Here is a 22,970-nt window from a genome sequence, read left to right as displayed (position 1 = left end):
TCAGTTCGCCAGTACGCCGGCAGCATCAATCACCACGCCGTTGCTATGTCGCGCTGACATGGATCTGAACTCGCGATGCCCGACCAGCAACACATGGATATGGGCGCTGTCCCAGGCACAGGCCACGTCGGTCAGGGAATGGCCAGTCAGGTCGTCGGGCAGTGCATCGATATTGGGCTCGACCAGCAGCAGCGTTATCCCCAGTTCGTTGGCCAACTGGCGGGCAATGCCAAGTGCCGGGCTTTCGCGCAGGTCGTCGATGTCTGCCTTGAACGCCAGGCCATAGCAGGCAATTCGCACGTTGTGCGCGCACAGCCCGGGGTGCTTGAACAAAAGGTTGGCCACCGCCACCTTGACTTGCTGGATGACCCACTGGGGTTTGCTGTCGTTGACCAGGCGTGCGGTGCGGATCAACAGCGCCAGGTCCGGTGTTTTACTGACGATGAACCACGGGTCCACCGCTATACAGTGCCCACCGACGCCAGGCCCGGGCTGCAGGATATTCACACGCGGATGATGGTTGGCCAGGCGGATCAGCTCCCATGGGTCGATCTTCAACTGTGCGCAGATCATCGAGAGTTCGTTGGCGAAGGCGATATTGACGTCGCGGAAACTGTTTTCGGTCAGCTTGCACATTTCCGCGGTGCGTGTGTCAGTGACAATGCACTGGCCTTCGACAAACTGCTGGTAAAGCCGTACTGCTGCGGCTGAGCAGGCATCGGTCATGCCCCCGATGATGCGGTCATTGCTGACCAATTCCCTCAAGACATGCCCTGGCAGTACCCGTTCGGGGCAGTGGGCGATGCGGATGTCACTGGCTTGCTGATGGGTGGTGGGAAAGGTCAGGTCCGGACGCACACTGGCCAGCCATTTCACCATCAGTTCGGTGGTACCGACCGGAGAAGTCGACTCCAGGATCACGAGGTCGTGCTTTTTCAGCACCGGGGCGATGGCACGGCAGGCTGCTTCTATATAGCTCAGGTCTGGCTCGCGGTTTTCCAGGAATGGGGTGGGCACGGCGATCAGGAAGGCATCCGCCGGCTCCGGCCGGGTTGTCGCCCGCAGGTAGCCGTGGCTGACCGCCGAGCGGACCAACCGGTCCAGATCGGGCTCTATGATATGCACTTGGCCGAGATTGATGAGGTCCACGATATGCGGGTTTATATCGACGCCAATGACTGTTCGTTGCGGCGAGGCAAACAGCGCGGCGGTGGGCAAGCCGATATAACCCAGGCCGAGGACGCAAAGTGTCGGCATGCTCATGCCGCTGCCTCGTTTTTTCGCCAGGTTGCGATCAGAACTTCGCGAATGCGTGTGCACGCTCTGCCGTCACCGTAGGGGTTGTGGGCATTACTCATCTCCCGATAAGCCGCTTCATCGCTGAGCAACTCCCTGAGGTGGTGAGTAATGCTTGCGATCTCCGTGCCCACCAGCCGCGCCGTCCCGGCATCGACTGCCTCGGGGCGTTCAGTCGTGTCACGCATCACCAGCACCGGCTTGCCCAGTGCAGGTGCTTCCTCCTGGATGCCGCCCGAATCCGTGAGGATCAGGTACGCCCGGGTCATCAGGTAGACAAACGGCAGGTAATCCAGCGGCTCGATCAGATGTACATTGCTGATGCTCGCCAGTCGCCGTCGCACGGGTTCCTGCACATTGGGATTCAGGTGCACGGCGTAGACAAAGGTCACCGCCGGGAAATGCGCGGCGGTTTCAGCCAGGGCCTGGCAGATACGTTCAAGACCCTCGCCAAAATTTTCCCGGCGATGGCCTGTCACCAGGACCATCCGCTGGTCTTGGGGCAGAAAGGCAAATTGCCGGTCAAGGCGGCTACGCAGGGGTGATGTCGGGGCGTGGAGTTTCTCTACAACACTGAGCAGTGCATCGATCACCGTATTGCCCGTGACATGAATGCATTCGGCGGCCACCCCCTCATTGATCAGGTTCTGCCGCGAGGTTTGGGTGGGGGCGAAATGCATCGACGCCAGGCTGCCCGTCAGGCGTCGGTTGCCCTCCTCGGGCCAGGGGGAATAAAGGTTGTGGGTACGCAGCCCGGCTTCGATATGGGCAACGGGGATCTGTTGGTAATAGGCCGCCAGACTGGCTGCAAAAGTGGTCGCCGTATCCCCGTGGACGAGGATCACATCGGGTTTGAAGTCTTCCAGGACAGCTTGCAGCCCCTGGATGATTGCCGTCGTCACATCCGTCAGGTTCTGATCCGGCTTCATGATGTTCAAGTCGTAGTCGGGTACCAGTCCAAACAGCTCAAGCACTTGGTCCAGCATCTCCCGGTGCTGCGCCGTGACACACACTCTCGAGTGGAAACGGTCGTCATTTGCGAGATTGATCACCATCGGCGCCATTTTGATGGCTTCCGGGCGGGTGCCGAAGATAGACAGTGTCTTGAGAGGCATGGGGATGGCTTCTTGTATAGCGGGTGAATAAACGCTGGGCCTGAAACGCGGGTGCACAGCTGCCTTCAACGCAGTGCCAGGCGTGTCAGCGCGTGGGGACCGGGTTGTACGGAGTGGGTCGGTAACGAAGGGGGATTCTGCCCAAAGGGCGCGGAGCCGACTACTGACCGTTCGGCTGGTTACGAGGTGTTACCAATGTCGTAAAAGTACCCGCGCCGCGCCGAAGGCAGCCTCAGCCTGCCAGCATTGGATAGGTAAACAACCCGAAGTGAAGCAGATTCAAGCCAAAGTGCGTGGCAATCGCCGCACCCAGCCCGCCAAACCGATACGCCAGGCCATAACCGACCCCGGCGATGCCCGCCAGCAGCACCCATTGCCACCCTGCACCCACGTGCACCAGGCCGAACAGCAGCGATGCCAGCAGCAGCGCGAGGTTTTCGCCGTAGGGCAACTGTTTGAAGCGTCGGCTCAAGCCGCCTTGAATGTAGCCACGGAACAGGGCTTCTTCCACCAGGGTCACCAGCAACAGGTTGTTGAGTACCCACAGCCAGGCCTGGTCCGGCCATTTCGGCGCCCAACTGATCACGCCCAGCAAGGCTGCGCCACCCAGCGCGACGATGGCGGTAAGGGTCAGTACCAACGCGGTGACGCAGATCGACAGGCGCAACGAACGCCGCGCCACAATCCACGGGCAGGCCAGCAGCAACCAGAAACCAATCAGCGGCTTGTCCTGGTTCAGGTACATCGAGAACGGCACGGCATCAGGCGTAAATCGCTGCGGGTCAATGCCGCGACCGTTATAGAACCCCGGCAGCCAGTGCATCGCCAGGCCTAGCGCCAACACGACAAACAGCCCGTGACCCAGGTAACGCGCCCACGGCGTGCGCTGCTGGCGTACGGCATAGCCGGCGATCAACAGCAGGGCGACGGACACCAGCGCCAGTACGCCCAGTTGCCCGTAGGCCAAGGCCAGCGCATAGCCGATGGAAAGAAGCGCCAGGTACAGCCAGGGCAATGGGAGCATGGGGAATCCTTGGAAAATACCGGTCGGCATTATAGCGACGGCCCGCGCCCCGAAACGTGAAAACGCCTCCCCGCAAAAGGGCTTGGGCAAGTGATTGCAAAACATGTCATCGGCTGGTTATAGTCCTCGCGTCCTTATCCCTTCAAAAAGATCAGCACATGCCAGCTTCCCTGCGCATAGCGGTAGTCGATTCAGCGGTCAACGCTGTGCGCGTGCCGTGCGCGAACAAGCAGCCTGCGCAGATCAGTCACTACCCCCCACCTGTCAGTAGCACGCCGGTGTACGCAGTCGTATCACCGCCGGGTGTTGGCATTTCGGGCTGATCGGCACGTTGCTGTGCCCGCTCTGCCTGCCTGAAAAAAAACTACTGAATTTCAGCCTCTGCGGCTGAATCGGCTTTTTTTGCCTGATTACAGGTGGTAACCATGTCCGTTCTTTCGAAACACTCCGTGGCCGCGGCGGCCTCGACGAGCCTGTTTGTCCTGCTGTGGAGCAGCGGGGCGATCTTCTCCAAGCTGGGCCTGGCCCATGCTTCGCCCTTCGCCTTCCTGCTGATCCGTTTTGCCATCGCCTTGGCGGGGCTGGTGATCCTGGTGCCGGTCCTGCGGTTGAAACTGCCGCGTCCCGGCAAGCCCCTGTTGTACGCGGCGGCAACCGGGTTGGTATTGCTGGGGGCCTATCAGATTTTCTATCTGCTGGCCCTGGACCTCAGCGTCACCCCAGGCGTCATGGCGACCATCATGGGGGTGCAGCCGATCCTCACCGTGGTGCTGATGGAGCGCCAGCGATCCTGGCGCCGGATGTTCGGCCTGAGTCTGGGCCTGGCCGGGCTGATCATGGTGGTCTACCAAGGCATCGGGCTGGCGGGCATGTCCCTGGCCGGGATGCTGTTCGGGCTGCTGGCCCTGGCAAGCATGACCTTCGGCTCGATCATGCAAAAGCGCATCACCGACAACCCCCTTGGCACCCTGCCGGTGCAGTACCTGGCGGGGCTGCTGTTGTGTTCGGTGTTTGTGCCGTTCCAGCCGTTCCACGTTGAACACACCGCCGGCTTTTACCTGCCGGTGCTGTGGATGGGCTTGGTGGTGTCGTTGCTGGCAACGCTGTTGCTGTACCGCCTGATCGCCCGGGGCAACCTGGTGAATGTCACCAGCCTGTTCTACCTGGTGCCGGCGGTGACGGCGGTGATGGACTATCTGATCTTTGGCAATAGGCTCGCGATGCTGAGCCTGTTGGGGATGGGCTTGATCATCATTGGGCTGGTCTTCGTGTTCCGCAAAAACTGATGCCCCCCGTAGGTGCCGGCCAGCCGGCGCCTACGGTTTTCGAGGCCGCAATACCAGCCACAACGCCCCGGCAATCAACACGCCGCCATATAAATGCGCCATCGATAAGGGCTCGTCGAGCAACAACGCCCCCCACAACACGCCGAACGGCGGGATCAGGAAGGTGGTGGTCATCGACCTCACCGGCCCAATCGCGGTGAGCAGCCGGAAGTACAACACGTACGCAAACGCCGTACACACCAGCCCCAACCCCAGCAGCGACGACCAGACCTGCCACCCACCCCAACTCGCCGGCGGATGGCTGATCGCGCTGTAGGCAAATAACGGCAGCAGAAACAGCGTCGCGCCCAGCATGCTGCCCAGGGCCGCGAGACGACTGTCCAGCCCGCCACGCTGGTCCAGCCAGCGCCTGGCGAGGAACCCGGCAAAGCCATAACAGGTGGTGGCCAACAGGCAAGCCAGTGCGCCCATCAATAATTCCAGGTCAAACGCCACCGGTCCCGCACGGGTCAGCACGCCTACACCGAACAGACCCAGGCACACCCCGGCGATTTTCGACGGGGTGAGGCGTTCGCTGAAAAACAGCCCGCCAATCAACACCCCCATCAACGGCGTGGTGGCATTGAAGATCGCCGAGTAACCCGCCGGCAGCACCTGGGCGGCCACCGAATACATGGTCGCCGGGATCCCCGAGTTGATCACCCCCAGCAACAGGACCGTCTTGAACTTGCCCTGGAAATCCCAGTTCACCCGCGCCATCGCCAGGATCACCAATAGCCCGGCGGCGGCAATCGATACGCGGAAAAATGCGGTCGGCAGCGTGCCGATTTCCGGCGCGATGATGCGCATGAACAGAAAGCTCGCGCCCCAGATGGCGGCGAGCCCCAGCAGGTAAAGGGTGTCAACGGGCCTCACGGAACACTCCTACATCAATAAGGCCGCGAGTGTTGCACGCCGCCTTCATTGATTACAGGACAAACCGCGTCACCAGCCCATTCAGGTCCACCGCCAGCCGCGACAGTTCCTGGCTGGCGGCCGAGGTCTGGGTGGCGCCGGCGGCGGTCTGGGTGGACAGGTCGCGGATGTTCACCAGGCTGCGGTCCACATCGCGCGCTACCAGCGCCTGTTGCTCGGCGGCGCTGGCGATCACCAGGTTGCGCTGGCTGATCTGCGAGATGGCGGCGGTGATTTTTTCCAGGGCACTGCCGGCGCTGTTGGCCCGTTGCAAGGTCTGGCCGGCATGCTCGGCGCTGCTGTTCAGCGCCTCGACGGTGGCCTGGGTGCCTTGCTGGATACCGGTGATCATCTGCTCGATTTCTTCGGTGGAGTCCTGGGTGCGCTGTGCCAGCGAACGCACCTCGTCGGCGACGACCGCGAACCCACGCCCGGCTTCACCGGCACGCGCCGCTTCAATCGCGGCGTTGAGCGCCAGCAGGTTGGTTTGCCCGGCAATGCCGCGAATCACTTCCAGCACCTTGCTGATGTCCTGCGCTTGCAGCGCCAGGCCTTCGGCCTTGTTCGAGGCGCCGAGCACTTCGTCCACCAGGTTCTGGATCGAGCTGATGGTTTCGCTGATCTGGTAGTGGCCGTGCTTGCTGTCTTCATCGGAAGCCTGGGACGCCTCGGCGCTGGACACCGCATTACCCGCGACCTCGTCCACTGCCGTGCTCATCTCGGTCACGGCGGTGGCAGCCTGCTCGATTTCATCGTTCTGCGCCTGCAGGCCGCGCGTGCTTTGTTCCATCACCGCGCTCATTTCTTCGGCGGCGGAAGCCAGTTGCTGCGCCGATTCGCTGATGCCTCGGATGGTGATCTGCAGCTGCGCTTGCATGGTCGCCAGGGCGCTCAGCAATTGCGCGGGTTCGTCATGGCCGTGCACCACGATCGGCTGGCTCAAGTCGCCGGCGGCGATGGTGCGCGCCACGTTCAGGGCCTGGCCGATCGGCGCGGTGATGCTGCGGGTCAGCAGCCAGGCCAGCAGCAAGGTGGCGATCAGTGCGACTGCGATAATCAGGCCGACAATCCACTGTGCGCTCGAATACATCTGTGCGGCCGAATCGGCCGCCGCTTCCACGCCGTTCTGGTTAAAGACGATCAGGTTTTCCAGGCTCTGGCTCAGGATCGTGCCCTGGGGGGCGAGGCGGCTGACGAGCAGGTCGAGGGCGTCTTGCTGTTGATCCTTGTCCACCAACGCAACCATCTGCCCGACGATGGCCAGGTATGTCGCGACATTGGCCTTGAGGGTTTTCAGCAGTTCGCGCTCTTCGTCATTGCTCAGCAAGGTTTCATGGCGCTCGAGCAGGGCTTGCAGTTCGCTGCTGGTGCGGGTGATCAGGCCTCTGCTGGTCTCACGCACGCGAGACTCGTCGGTGCTCACCAGGCGCAGGGACTCCAGGCGGACAGTGGCCACCAAGGCTGCGCTGTCATGGATATTCTCGATGCTCGGCATCCAGGTTTGTTCAATGACCAGCGCGCTTTCCCGCAGCTTGGCCATCTGGCCCAGGCCAAACATTCCCACAATCACCAGCAAGCTGGCCAAAACCCCAAAACTCAGACTGGCACGCAGACCGATCCTCATATTCCTCAATGACATCTCAATGCTCCTTGGGCGATTAGAACCTGCTCCCGGGTCGGTCTTCGGACCTTGTTAGGGTGGGAGAGGGCGCGCTATATATCAAAGTGCCATCAAGGTAGTAATCGGGGTTTCCCTTAGTTGGATCCAAAGCCCTATGGAGGACCCGCGGCCGTTCTGGTTGGCGGTTTTTCGGCTTCTACCTGCCAGGCCACGGCGCTCAAGGCCTGTGGATCAAACGCGGATCGACTGTGAGGTGCGTTTATTGACCGTTCGGTCGAATTAAAAAATTGAAAATAAATGTACGAAATGAACGGAGCTGTACAAGTCAGTGCAAAAAATGACCCTTCTCCTGCCTGCGTACACTGGCTAAGCTCAGGGCATCCCAGATGCCCGCTCGAGGTTTCCCGCATGTCGCCATCCACGCCTGCCCTCGCTATCGCCCGCACTATCCTCGAAGGCTTCGACGATTACCGCGAGCACTTTCGCCAGATCACCGATGGCGCCCGCGAGCGTTTCGAAAAGGCCCAGTGGCAACAGGGGCAGGCGGCATCGGCGGCGCGGATCAACCTGTACGAAGACAAGGTCGGTGAAGTGAGCGCGCGCCTGCGCGCGAACTTCGAGGGCAGCGCATTGCTCGACATTGACCTGTGGCCGCTGGTGAAAAGCGCCTATATCGGCCTGATCGACCTGCGTTTTGACGATGAGCTGTCCGAGACCTGGTACAACTCGATCTTCTGCGGCCTGTTCAGCCATGACCTGATCAGCGACGGCTGCATGTTCATCCACACCACGCGGCCGAGCCTGCGCCGGGCACGGGCGGCACAAACCCATACCTACGCGCCCGCCGGCCAGATTCCCGAGATGCTCGCGCAGATTTTTGCCGACTATCGTTTCAGCGAGCCCTACGCCGACCTGGCAACCGACCTGGGTCGCCTCGAAACCCAACTGCGGGAAAACCTGCCGGACTGGGTGTGCAAGGACCCGGACCTCAAGGTCGAGCTGTTTTCCTCGGTGCTCTACCGCAACAAAGGCGCCTACCTCGTCGGGCGCATCTACACCCGCGACGAACAATGGCCCCTGGTGATTCCGCTGCTGCACCGCGAAGGCCAGGGCATCCAGATCGATGCGCTGATCACCGACGAGGCCGAGGTGTCGATCATCTTTTCGTTCACCCGTTCCTACTTCATGGTCGACGTGCCGGTACCGGCGGAATTCATCGGCTTTCTCAAACGCATCCTGCCGGGCAAGCACATTGCCGAGCTGTACACCTCGATTGGTTTCTACAAACACGGCAAGTCGGAGTTCTACCGCGCGCTGATCAACCACCTGGCCACCACCGACGATCAATTCATCATGGCCCCCGGCGTGCGTGGCATGGTCATGAGCGTGTTCACCCTGCCGGGCTTCAATACCGTGTTCAAGATCATCAAGGACCGTTTTTCACCGTCGAAAAACGTCAACCGCGCCACGGTGATCGAGAAGTACCGCCTGGTCAAAAGCGTCGATCGCGTCGGGCGCATGGCCGATACCCAGGAGTTTGCCGACTTCCGCTTTCCCCTGGGCAAGTTCGAGCCCGAGTGCCTGGCTGAACTGCTGGACGTCGCTGCCGGCACCGTCGAAGTGGAAGGCGATACGGTACTGATCCGCCACTGCTGGACCGAACGGCGCATGACCCCGCTCAACCTCTACCTGGAAAACGCCAACCCCGCCCAGGTGCGCGAAGCCCTGGAAGACTACGGCTTGGCGATCAAGCAACTGGCGGCAGCGAACATCTTCCCCGGCGACATGCTGCTGAAGAACTTCGGCGTCACCCGTCACGGTCGCGTGGTGTTCTACGACTACGACGAAATCTGCTTTCTCACCGAAGCCAACTTCCGCCACATCCCCGCGCCGCGCACGCCCGAGGATGAAATGGCCTCGGAGCCCTGGTACTCCATCGGCCCGCTGGACGTGTTCCCGGAAGAATTCCCGCCGTTCCTGTTCGCCGACGCCGGCCAGCGCAAGCTGTTCGATGAACTGCATGGCGAGCTGTATAACGCTGATTATTGGAAAGGCCTGCAGGATGCGATTCGTGCAGGCAAAGTGATCGATGTCTTCCCTTATAAAAGAAAAGAGCAGCCATAAGCTCAAAGCGGCAAGTAAAAGCAGATCCGCCCTGACTTGCCGCTTGAAGCTTGCCGCTCGCAGCTGCTTTTCTGCGACAATCCGCACCCTGCATAAATAGACGACCTTTGCGTACCCGATGACTGACCAAGCGCCCGCTATCGACCAACTGCTGAAAAACCTCGACCACGCCATGCTCGCCGACCGTCACCGCTTGCGGCGGCAACTGCTTGAGCTGCGCAAGAAGCCCGACGAGGAGAAGCTGGCGCAGTGGGTCACGCGCATGCAGGCGTCCTGCGCCCAGGTCACGGCGCGGCGCGCCAGCCTGCCGCTGATTCGTTACGACGACAGTTTGCCGATCGCGGCCAAGCGCGATGAGATCAAGGACGCGCTGCAAAAGCATCAGGTGCTGATCATTGCCGGCGAAACCGGCTCGGGCAAGACCACCCAGTTGCCGAAGATCTGCCTGGAGATCGGCCGCGGCCAATATGGCCTGATCGGCCATACCCAACCACGCCGGATCGCTGCGCGCAGCGTCGCCAGCCGCGTCGCCGAAGAGTTGGCCACGCCGCTGGGCGCGTTGGTCGGCTATCAGGTGCGCTTCGAAGACCAAAGCGACGCCAACACCCTGATCAAGCTGATGACCGACGGTATCCTGCTGGCGGAAACCCAGAACGACCGTTACCTGGAACGCTACGACACGATCATCGTCGACGAAGCCCACGAACGCAGCCTGAACATCGACTTCCTGCTGGGTTACCTGAAAACCCTGCTGCCGCGTCGTCCGGACCTGAAAGTTATCATCACTTCGGCGACCATCGACCTGGAGCGTTTTTCCAAGCACTTCGACGACGCACCGATTGTCGAGGTCTCGGGCCGCACCTTCCCGGTGGACACCTGGTACCGCCCGCTGACCCTGGAACAGGACGAGGAGGGCAACCGTGTCGAAGACGACCTGACCGTCGATCAGGCGATCCTCGCCACCCTCGACGAAATCGCCGCCTATGAGCGCAGCGAACGCCGCAGCCCTGGTGACGTGCTGGTATTTTTGCCCGGCGAGCGCGAGATTCGCGATGCAGCCGAGATGCTGCGCAAGGCCCAGCTCAAGCACACCGAGATCCTGCCGTTGTACGCACGCCTGTCGCCGGCCGAACAGCAGCGCATTTTCCAGTCCCACCCAGGGCGCCGAGTGGTGCTGGCGACCAACGTCGCGGAAACCTCGCTGACGGTGCCGGGCATTCGTTATGTGATCGACAGCGGCACCGCGCGCATCAGCCGCTACAGCTACCGCGCCAAGGTGCAGCGCCTGCCGATCGAGGCGATTTCCCAGGCCAGTGCCAACCAGCGTAAAGGCCGTTGCGGCCGGGTGGAGCCGGGGATTTGCATTCGCTTGTACAGCGAAGAGGATTTTATCGGCCGTCCGGAATTTACCGATCCCGAGATCCTGCGCACCAACCTCGCCGCCGTCATCCTGCAAATGCTGCATTTGCGCCTCGGCGAAATCACCGACTTCCCGTTTATCGAACCGCCGGATGGCAAGGCCATCAGCGATGGTTTCAACCTGTTGCAGGAACTCTCGGCGGTCGATCGCAACAGCCAGCTCACGCCATTGGGCCGTCAGTTGGCGCGCCTGCCTGTGGACCCGCGCATGGGCCGCATGCTGCTTGAAGCCGCCAAGCTCGGCAGCTTGCAGGAAGTGCTGATCGTGGCCAGCGCCATGTCGATCCAGGACCCGCGCGAGCGCCCACCGGAGCGCCAGCAGGCCGCCGACCAGGCCCACGCACAGTGGAAGGACCCGGACTCGGATTTCGCCGGCTTGGTCAACCTGTGGCGCGGCTTTGAAGAACAGCGCCAGGAACTGACGGCCAGCCCGCTGCGCAACTGGTGCCGCAAGAACTTCCTCAACTACCTGCGCCTGCGCGAGTGGCGCGACTCCCATCGCCAGTTGAGCCTGATCTGCCGCGACATGCAGTTGACCATCAACAAAGAACCGGCGGACTTCCCCAAGCTGCACAAGGCGGTGCTGTCCGGCCTGCTCAGCCAGATCGGCCAGAAGACCGAGGACGGCGATTATCTCGGCGCCCGTCAGCGACGCTTCTGGATTCACCCGTCCTCGGGTATCGGCAAGAAACGCCCGCAATGGCTGATGACCGCCGAACTGGTGGAAACCACCAAGCTGTATGCGCGCATGGTGGCGAAGATCGATGCCGACTGGATCGAACCGCTGGCCGGGCACTTGATCAAGAAAAACCACTTCGAACCCCACTGGGAGAAGAAGCGCGGCCAGGTGGTGGCGTTCGAGCAGATCACCCTGTTCGGGCTGATCGTGGTCGGGCGTCGGCCGGTGCATTACGGGCCGATTGACCCGGTGGTGTCGCGGGAGTTGTTTATTCGCGAAGGCTTGGTGCGTGGCGAGATCCAGTCCCGCGCCAAATGCCTGACGGCCAACCAGCAACTGCTGGAGCAGCTCGACGAACTGGAAGCCAAGGCGCGCCGCCGCGATATCCTGGCCGACGAAGAGACCTTGTACGCGTTCTATGACGCACGGCTGCCGGCGGAGATCCACCAGACCGCCACCTTTGACAGCTGGTACAAGGTCAACAGCCAGAAAGACCCGCAGTTGCTGATCATGCGCGAGGAAGACGTGCTGGCCCGCGAAGCCAGTGAAGTCACTGCCGCCCATTACCCGGACACCCTGCACCTGGGCGATCTGGAACTGGCCCTGAGTTACCACTTCGAACCCAACCACCCCCGCGACGGCGTGACCCTGCGCGTACCGGCACCGCTGCTGCCGGCCTTGCCGCCGGAGCGCCTGGAGTGGCTGGTGCCGGGGCTGATCGAAGCCAAGTGCATCGCCCTGGTGCGCAACCTGCCCAAGGCCCTGCGCAAGAACTTCGTGCCGGTGCCGGATTTCGTCAAGGCGGCGCTGCAGCGCATCGAGTTTGGCCAGGGTTCGCTGCCCCAGGCATTGGGGCGCGAATTGCTGCGCATGACCGGGGCGCGGGTCAGCGATGAGGCCTGGGCCGAAGCGGCGCAGCAGGTGGAAAACCATCTGAAGATGAACCTGGAAGTGGTCGACGGTCAAGGCAAGTTCCTTGGCGAGGGCCGCGACCTGGCCGAGTTGACCGCGCGTTTTGTCGAAGCCAGCCAGGCCGCGCTGGCCGTGCCGCACACCGCGAAAAGCCAGCAGCCGGTGGAGGCCAAGGTGTTCGCGGCGGTGGCCGAGAAAACCCAGCAGAAGATCGCCGGGCTGTCGATGACGGTCTATCCGGCGCTGGTGGAAGAAAACGGCACCGTGAAAGAGGGCCGTTTTTCCACCGCCGCCGAGGCTGAGTTCCAGCACCGCCGTGCGTTGCAACGCCTGTTGATGCAGCAATTGGCGGAACCGGCCAAATTCCTGCGCGGCAAATTGCCCGGCCTCACTGAACTGGGCCTGATGTACCGCGAACTGGGGCGTATCGACGCCCTGGTGGAAGACATCCTGCTGGCCAGCCTCGACACCTGTGTGCTGGAAGGCGAAGCCAGCCTGCCCCGTGACGGTGCCGGTTTGGCGGCGCTGGCTGAACGCAAGCGTGGCAGTTGGACCGAACACGCCGAACGCCTGGCGCGCCTGACCCTGGACGTGCTGAAGCTCTGGCATGGCCTGCAAAAGCGCTTCAAGGGCAAGATCGACCTGGCCCAGGCCGTGGCCCTGAACGACATCAAGCAGCAATTGAGCAACCTGGTGTATCCCGGCTTTGTGCGCGAAACCCCGGCGCAGTGGTTCAAGGAATTGCCGCGTTTTCTCAAGGCCATCGAATTGCGCCTGGAGAAACTGCCTGGCCAGGTGCAAAAGGATCGTGTGTGGAGCAGCGAACTGGGCGGCCTGTGGGCGCAGTACCAGAACCGCTTGAACAAGCACACCCAGGAAGGCAAGCGCGACCCGCAACTGGAGCTGTATCGCTGGTGGTTGGAGGAATACCGGGTGTCGTTGTTTGCACAGCAGTTAGGGACCAAGGTGCCGATTTCCGACAAGCGCTTGAGCAAGCAGTGGAGCCTGGTCGAGGCCTGATCCCTTTCTCGGTTATCCAGACCAGAGAGGTCCAAATGTGGGAGGGGGCAATCTCCCACATTGAAACTTGATCGCGCTTTGATCAGGGTGTTTATCCGGCATATGGCGCCAAACCCCAGGGTTTGTGGCAAACTTCGCCGCTATAAATGCCGGGATCGTCGCAAAAGTCTGCGGCGCGAAGGAATAAAGCGATGCCAGTTTGATGTCCGCTGGGCGGAATAGAACTACTTACGGTTTGGTACGTCGGTACCAATATCATCTGCCTGACAGATTTAGAGGAACGATCGTGCATAACGTCGTCATCAGCGGCACTGGCCTGTACACCCCGGCCAACAGCATCTCCAACGAAGAGCTGGTGCAGTCTTTCAATACCTATGTGCAACAGTTCAACAGCGACAACGCCGCTGCCATCGAGCGCGGTGAAGTCCAGGCGCTGACGGAGTCGAGCGCTGCGTTCATCGAAAAAGCCTCGGGCATCAAGAGCCGCTTTGTGATGGACAAGGAGGGCATTCTTGACCCGCAGCGCATGGCGCCGCGCCTGCCCGAACGCAGCAATGACGAGTGGTCGGTGCTTTGCCAGATGGCCATCGGTGCCGCCGATCAGGCCCTGCAGCGCGCCGGCAAGACTGCCGCCGACATCGATGGTGTGATCGTCGCCTGTTCCAACCTGCAACGTGCCTACCCTGCCATCGCCATCGAAGTCCAGGAAGCCCTGGGCATCGCAGGCTTCGGTTTCGACATGAACGTGGCGTGTTCCTCGGCGACCTTCGGTATCCAGAACGCCGCCAACAGCATCCAGCTGGGCCAGGCCCGGGCGATCCTGATGGTCAACCCGGAAGTCTGCACCGGCCACTTGAACTTCCGCGACCGCGACAGTCACTTTATCTTCGGCGACGCCGCCACGGCCGTCGTCCTCGAGCGCGCCGACCTGGCGACCTCCGCGCATCAGTTCGACGTGGTGAGCACCAAGCTGCTGACCAAGTTCTCCAATAACATCCGCAACAACTTCGGTTTCCTCAACCGCGCGGCGGAAGAGGGCATCGGTGCGCCCGACAAGCTGTTCGTGCAGGAAGGCCGCAAAGTCTTCCGCGACGTGTGCCCGATGGTCGCCGAACTGATCGGCGTGCACCTGGCCGAGAACCAGTTGAACGTGGCCGATGTGAAGCGCTTCTGGCTGCACCAGGCCAACCTGAGCATGAACCACCTGATTGTGAAGAAACTGCTGGGCCGCGAAGCCACGGTGGAAGAAGCACCGGTGATCCTCGATACTTACGCCAACACCAGCTCGGCGGGTTCGGTGATTGCATTCCACACCTACCAGGACGATCTGCCCAAGGGCGCCGTCGCGGTACTCAGTTCGTTTGGCGCAGGCTATTCGATCGGTAGCGTGATCCTGCGCAAGCGTTAAGACAATCGAGGTCTTGAATGGCAGCAGCGGACGACGCGCACCTGCTTGAACGACTGCTCAAGGGCGAGCAACGGGCCTACAAGGAATTGGTCACCACGTACCAAAGCGCAATGCGGGCGGTGGCGTATGCCATCGCCGGCCAGCGCCATGCCGACGAAGTGGTGCAGGACGCCTGGCTGTCGGTGGTGCGCAACCTGGCCAAATTCGAAGGGCGTTCCAGCCTCAAGACCTGGCTGCTGACCATCACTGCCAACGCCGCCAAGGGGCGCTATAAGCAGAATCGTCGGGAAGTGCTGCTCGACGATTTGCCTTCGCCCCACGGCACCATCGGCGATGATCGATTCTCCCCCGATGATGGCCACTGGGCCGTCGCCCCGTATGCCTGGCACCAGGACACCCCGGAAGCCTTGCTGACCGAGGATGAGCTGCGCAAGTGCCTGGAGCACACGTTGCTGAGTTTGTCCGAACTGCAAAGCAGCGTGCTGGTGCTGCGTGAACGCCAGGGCCTGGAACTGGAGGAGATCTGTAATCTTCTGACGCTCTCACTCTCCAATGTCCGCGTGCTGTTGCATCGAGCACGGCTTAAAGTCTTCGCCACGGTGGAGCATTTTGAGGAAACGGGCGAATGTTGACCTGTAAAGAACAAGTGGCACGTTCCAGTGACTATCTCGATGGGCAATTGACCTTTCGCGAACGTCTGCTGGTGCGTCATCACTTGATGTTCTGCCCCAACTGCCGACGGTTTATCCGCCAGATGCGCCTGCTGCAGGCGACGTTGCGGATGCTGCCGCAGGAACCGGTGAAGGATGTGGATGCCTTGGCGCAGCGGCTGGCTGCCGAGCGGCTCAAGGATCAGAAAGGCGGGGAATAAGCAGGCTCGCGTGGGGCGATCGGACGGATGATGGGGACCGATCCACCCACGCAAGTCTGGTACAGCCACCTCGGGCCGTCCTGGCCCGAGGTCTTGAACACTTATCTTTAGAACTTGGCTTCTGCATCCAGCTGGAAGGTGTTGGCTTTGGCGCTACCGTCCACCAGCGTGCGGCTGTAGGTGTCGGTCTTGGTCAGGAAGTAGGTCGCGCCGACGGCGAAGTTCTTGTCGATGTCATAGCCGACTTTGAACTTGTGACCACGGGAACCGGTGAAGCCGCCGCCGAAGTCCGAATCGGTGAAGGCCCCCACCACGGCGTTTTTCTGCACGTCGCGATAGTTGTAGTCCAGGTTGAAACCGAACACCTTGGACTTGGCACCCAGCAACCAGGCCGTGTCCGCATCGTCGATTGCGTCGTTGTTTTTCACGTACTGACCGTAGAACGACAGAGGCACCGCCAGGCCGCCGATATCGACTTGACCGAAGCCTTCATACAGGCGGAACTCGCCGTTGGGGGTGTTGCCGTTGGTGGCCAGCACGTTCGGGGTGCTGGTGCCTGAGGCACGGCTGTCTTCATCGTTCTGGTAGGCGTAGACGCTGCCGCCCAGGGTCATTTTCAGGTTGTCGGTCACCGAGAAGCGGGTCCCCAACTGGCCGGTGGTCAGGCGCAGGTCATGGCGGTACTGCACGCCGTCACCGTCCACGTTGTCCTTGAGGTTGTAGTTACCCAGGCTGCCGAACAGCTCGGCGCTGCCGCCCAGTGGGTACTTGTAGGTGAGTGCCAGGCCTTCCGGGTTGATGTCGCTATCCCAGATCACATCGCCCATGTTGACCCAGGGCTGCAGCATTTTGCCGCCAATGATGTGCAGGTTTTTGATCTGGTCAGGGTGGTAGTCGATATAGCCGAGGTCCAGCCAGATCGATTTTTTATCGAAGTAGCCGTCCAGGTCCTGGTTGGTGGAGCGCGCATCGCTGCCGCCGCCGGTGGCGATACGAATACCGGTGTCCACCTGCGGGTTGATTTCGGTGTAGGCGCCGAGGCGTGCGCGGATCCGTTCGCGGTCCTTGTCACGACCGGTGACGCCGGCGCGGGTAACGCCATTTTCGCCTTCGACCTTGATGGTCTCGTGGCGCATGCGCACATCACCCTTGAACTGAGTCTTGGCGGCCCAGGCCAGTTTCTGGTCGAAGCTGCTCAGCTCGTTGGTTTTCTTCGCGGTGGCCGCGATCTGTTCGTTGGTCTCTTGTTGAGCTTGCCGTGCGATCTGCTGTTCTTTCTGGTCTTTGGCCAACTCGTTTTGCAGTTCGGTGTACTGCGAAGCGGTGATTTGGCCGTTGGCCTTGAGCATGTCGAGCAATTTAGCGTCGACTGCAGCGCTGGCCGGAACGCTCAGGGCCAGTAACAGGCCCCCGCACAGGGCCGCTGCAGTTTTAGTGGAAGCAAGACGCATATCAATCTCCGAAAGTGAGGAGGGATGGCAAACCATCCAGGACACAACCGACCGATGACGGACGGAAAAGTAACCACCTGATAGAACCAGGCGCTCTAAAAACAGGCGTCAGTATCACGATCGTTTATGACGGCGCAGTGGCGAAGTGATGTCATGTAGATGACAAATTATTTAAGAATGGAACTATTGATTTAGAGCCTTGTCGGGCGATTCGGGGGTGTGCCCGGACCTGCGATAAGCGATACTCGCGAGGTTTTCATGCCATGACGTAGTGAGGATGCCAATGCCGCTGCAACGCCTGGACAGCCTGTCCGAAATCGCCCCGCAGGCCTGGGACGCACTGGTGCCGGACGCCCAGCCTTTTGTGCGGCACGCCTTCCTCAGCGCGCTGGAAGACAGTGCCAGCCTGGGCCCTCAAGCGGGCTGGCAACCGGAGCATTTGTTACATTGGGAAGGCGACCGACTGGTGGCGGCATTGCCCAGTTATCGCAAATGGCATTCCTACGGCGAGTACGTGTTCGACCATGGTTGGGCCGATGCCTGCGAGCGTGCGGGCATTGATTACTACCCCAAGCTGCTGACGGCCGTACCATTCAGCCCGGTCAGCGGCCCCCGCTTGTTGGCGGCCAGCGTCGACGATGGTTTCGAACTGCTGAAGAGCCTGCCGGGCTACCTGGAAATCGAAGGGCTCTCCAGTGCCCATATCAACTTCACCGACGGCTTGGCCGATGAGGCGTTAGCCCAACAACCGGGTTGGTTGCAGCGCCTGGGTTGTCAGTTTCACTGGCAGAATCGCGGCTACCGTGACTTCCAGGATTTCCTCGACGCCCTCAGTTCCCGCAAACGCAAACAGATGCGCAAGGAGCGCGAACAAGTGGCGGGGCAGGGCATCGACTTCGAATGGTTGCAAGGCCACGAGCTGAACGAGGTGCAGTGGGATTTTGTCTACGCCTGCTACGCCAATACCTACGCAGTACGCCGCCAGGCACCGTACTTGACCCGCGCGTTTTTCAGCCTGCTGGCCGAGCGCATGCCCGAGGCGATCCGTGTGGTGCTGGCCAGGCAAGGCACGCGACCGGTGGCCATGGCCTTCAGCCTGATCGGTGGCGACAGCTTCTACGGCCGCTACTGGGGTTGCCTGGCGGAGTTTGACCGGCTGCATTTTGAAACCTGCTTCTACCAGGGCATGGACTACGCCATCGCTCATGGCCTGCAACGCTTCGACGCCGGCGCCCAGGGCGAGCACAAATTGATTCGCGGGTTCGAGCCGGTGATCACCCGGTCGTGGCACTACCTGCGCCACCCCGGGTTGAAGAATGCCGTGGAGGATTTCCTCGAGCGCGAGCGGGTGGGGATTGTGGCGTATGCCGAAGAGGCGAGGGCGGCGCTGCCCTATCGACAAGCCTAAACCGCCCCCACCCTGCTACGGGGGTGAGGTCTTGATGGGGGGCTCGTAGCAGCTGTCGAGCCCCGGCGAGGCTGCGTTGGCCGCGACTCGAGCCTGAATCGGCAGCGCGCCTGACGCAGCCTCGCTTGCGCTCGGCAGCTGCTACGGGGGTTGCGTTTCAGACCGGCTCCTCCTTGCCCAGCCATCGATAGACCACACCGCCCACCACTGCACCGAGGATCGGCGCGAGCCAGAACATCCACAACTGCTGGATCGCCCACCCGCCCACGATCAATGCCGGGCCGGTACTGCGGGCCGGGTTGACCGAGGTGTTGGTCACGGGGATGGAGATCAGGTGGATCAAGGTGAGGGCCAGGCCAATGGCGATGGGCGCGAGGCCCTTCGGGGCACGGTGGTCGGTGGCGCCGAGGATGATCAGCACGAACATGGCTGTCATCACCAGCTCGCAGACAAACCCCGCTGCCATTGAATAGCCGCCCGGCGAATGCTCGCCATAGCCGTTGGAGGCCAGCCCACCGGCCAGTTCAAAGCCCGGCCTGCCGCTGGCGATGAAGTACAACAATGCGGCGGCGACCACCCCGCCGACGACTTGGGCCACGATGTACGCCGGTAACTCCCTGGCCGGAAACCTCCCGCCCACTACCAGCCCCACCGATACCGCCGGGTTGAGGTGACAACCGCTGATATGCCCGATGGCCACCGCCATGGTCAGCACCGTGAGCCCGAACGCCAGGGCCACGCCCAGCAATCCGATCCCGACTGCGGGAAACGCGGCGGCCAACACCGCACTCCCGCAACCACCCAACACCAGCCAAAACGTTCCCAACCCCTCTGTGACTGAACGCTTGAACAAAGACATGCAGCACGTCCTTGATAGATCGCTCTACCCAATCAGTAAATCAGTGATGCTCCCTGCAGATTTACTTCAGCGCCCGTCTGGGCACTGCACTGAGTACAGCACGGTTTTTACACAAATCCAGGCCACCAAATGTGGGAGGGGGCTTGCTGCCGATAGCGGAGTGTCAGTCGCAAAATGTGGTGACTGACCCACCGATATCGGGAGCAAGCCCCCTCCCACATTTGCTTCAGTCGATGCCGACAAACCCTCCGGTCTGGTGCTGCCACAAGCGTGCATACAAACCGCCATGGGCCAGCAGTTCGGCATGGCTGCCCGTCTCGGCAATCTGGCCTTTCTCCAGCACCACCAGGCGGTCCATCCGCGCGATGGTCGACAACCGGTGCGCAATCGCAATCACCGTCTTGCCTTGCATCAGGGTCTCCAGGCTCTCCTGGATCGCCGCCTCCACTTCCGAGTCCAGCGCCGAGGTGGCTTCGTCCATGATCAGGATCGGCGCATCCTTGAGCAGTACACGGGCGATAGCGATACGTTGACGCTGCCCACCGGAGAGTTTCACCCCGCGTTCGCCGACGTGGGCATCCAGCCCGGTACGGCCTTCCGAGTCCGACAGCAGCGGGATGAACTCGTCGGCACGCGCCTTGTGCACGGCGGCCCAGAGTTGTTCGTCGGTGGCGTCCGGCTTGCCGTACAGCAGGTTGTCGCGGATCGAGCGGTGCAGCAGCGAGGTGTCCTGGGTGATCATGCCGATCTGTTCGCGCAGGGTTTCCTGGGCCACTTCGGCGATGTTCTGGCCGTCGATCAGGATCCGCCCGCCTTGCAGGTCGTAGAGGCGCAGCAGCAGGTTGACCAGGGTCGACTTGCCCGCGCCGGACGGGCCGATCAGGCCGATCTTTTCACCGGCCTGGATGTTCAGGTTCAAGCCGCCAATGATCCCGCTCTGCTTGCCGTAGTGGAAATCCACCTGCTCGAAGCGTACTTCGCCATGGGGCACTGTCAGGCGCGGGGCGTTGTTGCGGTCGACCACGGCCAGGGGTTGGGCAATGGTCTTGAGGCCGTCCTGCACGATGCCGATATTTTCGAAAATGCCGTTGACCACCCACATGATCCAGCCGGACATGTTGACGATACGAATCACCAGGCCGGTAGCCAGGGCAATCGCGCCCACCGAGATCAGCGACTGGGTCCACAACCACAGGGCCAGGCCGGTGGTGGTGACGATCAGCAGGCCGTTGAGGACGGTGATGACCGCATCCATGCTGGTGAGCACGCGTGCCGCCAGCTGGGTTTTTTCGGTTTGCTCAATGATCGCTTCCTTGGCGTATTCCTGCTCATTCTGGGTATGGGCGAACAGCTTCAAGGTGGTGATGTTGGTGTAGCCGTCGACGATGCGCCCCATGAGTTTGGAACGGGCTTCGGAAGAAATCACCGAACGCTCTTTCACCCGCGGTACGAAGTAACGCAATGCCAGGCAGTAACAAATGATCCAGGTGATCAACGGAATCATCAGTCGCCAGTCGGCCTCGGCAAACAGCACCAGGGAGGTGATGGCGTAGATCGACACGTGCCAGATGGCTTCCGCTGTTGCCACCGCAGAGTCACGCAAGGAGTTGCCGGTTTGCATGATGCGCTGGGCAATGCGCCCGGCGAAATCGTTCTGGAAGAAATTCAGGCTCTGCTTGAGCACATAGCTGTGGTTCTGCCAGCGGATCAGGCTGGTCATGCCGGGGTTGATGGTCTGGTGCACCAGCAAGTCGTGCAGGCCATTGAAAATCGGGCGCAGCAGCAGGGCGACCACGGCCATCCAGATCAGCTCGGTGCTGTGGATCTGGAAGAAGTCGGCGGGCGGTGTGCCCTGGGCCAGGTCGATGATACGGCTCAGGTAGCTGAACAGCGCGACTTCGATCAGCGCACCGACCAGGCCCACCACCAGCAGTGCGGCAAAACAGGGCCACACCTGGCGCAGGTAGTAGAGGTAGAAGGGCAGGACTTTGTCGGGAGGGGCGGCGCTGGGAGCGTCGCGGAAAATATCGATCAGTTGTTCAAAACGACGATAGAGCATTAGGGTTGACGCCCGCCTGGCGGGCTCTCCTTTCAAATGCGCGCGCGGCCTTGTGGGCCGTGCGCGGAGTTTCCTGCAGACTTCAGTCGATGCGCTTGGCCGACTTGATCAGGACAGGATCGATTGGCACGTTCTGCATGCCTTGCTTGGTGGTGGTCTGGGAGTTGACGATGATGTCGACCACATCCATGCCCTTGACCACTTTGGCGAACACCGCATAACCGGCATCGCGACCCGGGTCGAGGAAGGCGTTGTCAGCCACGTTGATGAAGAACTGGCTGGTGGCCGAATCCGGGTTCGAGGTGCGGGCCATCGACAGCGTGCCACGCACGTTATGCAGGCCATTGCTGGCTTCGTTCTTGATCGGCGCTTCGGTCGGCTTTTGCGACATCTGCTGGGTGAACCCGCCACCCTGGACCATGAAGCCCGGGATCACGCGGTGGAAGATCGTGTTGGTGTAGAAGCCTTTGTCGACATAGGCGAGGAAATTCTTGGTACTGATCGGCGCCTTGACCGGGTCCAGTTCGATTTCAATGTCGCCGTTGGTGGTGGAGATCAATACGTGTGGCGCCTTGGAAGGCTCGGCGGCCATCAGGTTGGCAGCGAACAGAACGGAACCGGCAAAAAAGGCGATTTTTTTCAGCATGGGTCAGTGATCCTGGGTAGTGGTTTCGACTGTCTCTAGAAAATCGAGCAGGGTGGTATTAAAGACTTCGGGTTGGTCCAAGGGCGTGGCATGGCGGGAATCCTCGATCACCACCAGTCGCGCATCGGGCAGCAGTTTTACATAGTTTTCTTTCTGGGCCACGGGGGTGTAGTCGTGGTCGGCGCTGATGACCAGGGTTGGACAGGTAATCCTCGAAAGTCGTTCCTGTACGCCCCAGCCCACAATCGCATCGAAGCTGGCGAGATAAGCACGTTTGTCGTTTTTTGCCCAGCGTTCGGCCATCTTGCGGCGCAGGTCGGCCTGTGCCGGTTTTGGGAACAGCCGGTCGCCGAGTGCCTTGCCGATGGTGGCGAGGCTGAGCACACGGGCGAGCGTCCAGCGCCTGGCCCACCACCAGTACTCCTGGGCACTGCGTACCTTGACCTGTGGCGCGCTGTTGACGATGCACAGGCTCTTGACCCGGCCGGGTTCGTCCACCGCCAGCTGGAACGCGATCATGCCGCCCATGGACAAACCCACCACATGGGCGGGCGGCAGATCCAGGTGCTCGATCAGGGCGACCAGGTCGTAGGTGAACCCTTCGATGCTATAGCGCTCCCGAGGCTTGTCCGAGCGCCCATGGCCGCGCACATCCACCACGATCAGGCGGTAGTGGCGGGCCAGCGCTGGCACCTGCAGTTCCCAATCCTGGCTGCTGGAGCCCAGGCCGTGGATCAGGATCAGCGGCGTGCCGTGGCCGTACTCCTCATAGTGCAGGCTGCAGCCTTCATGGTCGAACCAGGCCATGCATGAACTCC

17 protein-coding genes are annotated in these 22,970 nt (G+C 61.4%); 7 read left to right on the top strand and 10 right to left on the bottom strand.

The features are described 5' to 3' along the window. The 3 genes from wecC to BFQ01_RS06890 form a co-directional block, all read right to left on the bottom strand. On the bottom strand, positions 1-1,263 hold the full coding sequence (gene wecC / locus BFQ01_RS06900; protein ID WP_065924727.1) for a UDP-N-acetyl-D-mannosamine dehydrogenase: 1,263 nt from the start codon (positions 1,261-1,263) through the stop codon (positions 1-3). Continuing rightward, positions 1,260-2,411, bottom strand: a complete 1,152-nt coding sequence (gene wecB / locus BFQ01_RS06895) for a non-hydrolyzing UDP-N-acetylglucosamine 2-epimerase (RefSeq protein ID WP_065924726.1) — start codon at positions 2,409-2,411, stop codon at positions 1,260-1,262. The genes wecC and wecB overlap by 4 nt, the downstream gene beginning before the upstream one ends. Positions 2,412-2,643: 232 nt before the next feature. Continuing rightward, complete coding sequence (locus BFQ01_RS06890) at positions 2,644-3,435, bottom strand: CPBP family intramembrane glutamic endopeptidase (protein ID WP_065924725.1); 792 nt, start codon at positions 3,433-3,435, stop codon at positions 2,644-2,646. 425 nt (positions 3,436-3,860) lie between these two features. Between BFQ01_RS06890 and BFQ01_RS06885 the strand changes: the two genes are divergently transcribed. After that, complete coding sequence (locus BFQ01_RS06885) at positions 3,861-4,721, top strand: DMT family transporter (RefSeq protein WP_065924724.1); 861 nt, start codon at positions 3,861-3,863, stop codon at positions 4,719-4,721. A 30-nt stretch (positions 4,722-4,751) separates the two neighbouring features. Here BFQ01_RS06885 and BFQ01_RS06880 read toward each other — a convergent pair whose 3' ends face one another. Further along, the gene (locus BFQ01_RS06880) at positions 4,752-5,636 is read right to left on the bottom strand and encodes a DMT family transporter (protein ID WP_065924723.1); all 885 of its coding nucleotides are present in this window, start codon (positions 5,634-5,636) and stop codon (positions 4,752-4,754) included. Positions 5,637-5,688: 52 nt separating this feature from the next. Further along, positions 5,689-7,299 (bottom strand): methyl-accepting chemotaxis protein, encoded by a 1,611-nt coding sequence (locus tag BFQ01_RS06875; protein ID WP_370671247.1) that lies wholly within the window; start codon positions 7,297-7,299, stop codon positions 5,689-5,691. Between the two features lie 405 nt (positions 7,300-7,704). Here BFQ01_RS06875 and aceK point away from each other — a divergent pair, with 405 nt between their 5' ends. From aceK to BFQ01_RS06850, 5 genes are all read left to right on the top strand, one after another. Further along, positions 7,705-9,420 carry a bifunctional isocitrate dehydrogenase kinase/phosphatase gene (gene aceK, locus BFQ01_RS06870; protein ID WP_065924721.1) on the top strand — a complete coding sequence of 572 codons (1,716 nt, stop codon included), beginning with the start codon at positions 7,705-7,707 and terminating at the stop codon, positions 9,418-9,420. 118 nt (positions 9,421-9,538) lie between these two features. Then, entirely contained in the window at positions 9,539-13,450 is a 3,912-nt protein-coding gene (gene hrpA / locus BFQ01_RS06865; RefSeq protein ID WP_065924720.1) for an ATP-dependent RNA helicase HrpA, read from the top strand. Between the two features lie 286 nt (positions 13,451-13,736). After that, positions 13,737-14,858 (top strand): beta-ketoacyl-ACP synthase III, encoded by a 1,122-nt coding sequence (locus BFQ01_RS06860; RefSeq protein ID WP_065924719.1) that lies wholly within the window; start codon positions 13,737-13,739, stop codon positions 14,856-14,858. A gap of 17 nt (positions 14,859-14,875) precedes the next feature. Further along, positions 14,876-15,490 carry an RNA polymerase sigma factor gene (locus BFQ01_RS06855; RefSeq protein WP_027603751.1) on the top strand — a complete coding sequence of 205 codons (615 nt, stop codon included), beginning with the start codon at positions 14,876-14,878 and terminating at the stop codon, positions 15,488-15,490. Next, positions 15,484-15,729 (top strand): anti-sigma factor family protein, encoded by a 246-nt coding sequence (locus BFQ01_RS06850; RefSeq protein WP_027603752.1) that lies wholly within the window; start codon positions 15,484-15,486, stop codon positions 15,727-15,729. Before BFQ01_RS06855 ends, BFQ01_RS06850 begins: the two co-directional genes overlap by 7 nt. 107 nt (positions 15,730-15,836) lie before the next feature. On the opposite strand, the gene BFQ01_RS06845 is transcribed toward BFQ01_RS06850, so the two are convergent. Then, positions 15,837-17,180 carry a putative porin gene (locus BFQ01_RS06845; RefSeq protein WP_027603753.1) on the bottom strand — a complete coding sequence of 448 codons (1,344 nt, stop codon included), beginning with the start codon at positions 17,178-17,180 and terminating at the stop codon, positions 15,837-15,839. Between the two features lie 283 nt (positions 17,181-17,463). Here BFQ01_RS06845 and BFQ01_RS06840 point away from each other — a divergent pair, with 283 nt between their 5' ends. Then, on the top strand, positions 17,464-18,588 hold the full coding sequence (locus BFQ01_RS06840) for a GNAT family N-acetyltransferase (protein ID WP_065924718.1): 1,125 nt from the start codon (positions 17,464-17,466) through the stop codon (positions 18,586-18,588). 157 nt (positions 18,589-18,745) lie between these two features. Here the strand turns inward: BFQ01_RS06840 and aqpZ are convergent, their stop codons facing one another. From aqpZ to BFQ01_RS06820, 4 genes are all read right to left on the bottom strand, one after another. Next, positions 18,746-19,447: an aquaporin Z gene (aqpZ, locus tag BFQ01_RS06835; protein ID WP_065924717.1), complete on the bottom strand. Its 702-nt coding sequence runs from the start codon at positions 19,445-19,447 to the stop codon at positions 18,746-18,748. A gap of 226 nt (positions 19,448-19,673) precedes the next feature. Next, a complete protein-coding gene (locus BFQ01_RS06830; RefSeq protein ID WP_065924716.1) occupies positions 19,674-21,506 on the bottom strand; it encodes an ABC transporter ATP-binding protein in 1,833 nt (610 codons plus the stop codon). Between the two features lie 82 nt (positions 21,507-21,588). Further along, on the bottom strand, positions 21,589-22,152 hold the full coding sequence (locus BFQ01_RS06825) for a peptidylprolyl isomerase (protein ID WP_027603757.1): 564 nt from the start codon (positions 22,150-22,152) through the stop codon (positions 21,589-21,591). A gap of 3 nt (positions 22,153-22,155) precedes the next feature. Beyond that, positions 22,156-22,959 (bottom strand): alpha/beta fold hydrolase, encoded by an 804-nt coding sequence (locus tag BFQ01_RS06820; protein ID WP_065924715.1) that lies wholly within the window; start codon positions 22,957-22,959, stop codon positions 22,156-22,158. Between the last annotated feature and the right edge of the window lie 11 nt (positions 22,960-22,970).

The organism is Pseudomonas sp. 8 R 14 (genome assembly GCF_900005955.1).
Classification (GTDB): Bacteria; Pseudomonadota; Gammaproteobacteria; order Pseudomonadales; family Pseudomonadaceae; genus Aquipseudomonas; species Aquipseudomonas marginalis.
This window is presented reverse-complemented; position numbering and strand designations above follow the sequence as displayed.